This window comes from Vibrio sp. 10N.222.49.C9 (assembly GCF_041474985.1).
In the GTDB taxonomy this organism is placed as follows: domain Bacteria; phylum Pseudomonadota; class Gammaproteobacteria; order Enterobacterales; family Vibrionaceae; genus Vibrio; species Vibrio crassostreae_C.
This window is the reverse complement of record NZ_JBFRVD010001372.1, coordinates 1-332: the sequence shown is the minus strand read 5'-3', so window position 1 is coordinate 332 and position 332 is coordinate 1. Positions and strand designations below refer to the sequence as shown.

General features: G+C 46.4%; 1 protein-coding gene. It reads left to right on the top strand.

Features of this window, described 5'->3' with window-relative positions; genetic code table 11:
* Positions 1–332: efflux RND transporter permease subunit (locus tag AB4585_RS28345; protein ID WP_372172099.1), on the top strand; the 332-nt coding region annotated here is incomplete at both ends.

Below are 332 nucleotides of genomic sequence, written 5' to 3'. Positions count from 1 at the left end.
GCAGATCACTTTAGGTAATGAAGTGCGTTGGGAAGACCCGTTGATTGTTCGTAAGAACAGAAAACGTATGCTAACCGTGTTTGCTGACCCCGATATATTGGGTGAAGAAACAGCGGCGACTTTGCAGGCGCGTATTCAATCCAAGGTTGAAGCTATTGAACTTCCACCAGGCTACAGCTTAGAGTGGGGGGGCGAATATGAGTCTTCAAATGACGCAAAAGGGTCGTTGTTCTCAAGTATGCCAATGGGCTACCTGTTCATGTTCTTGATCACTGTGTTCTTGTTTAACTCAGTGAAAGAGCCGTTGATTGTCTGGCTGACAGTACCTTTGG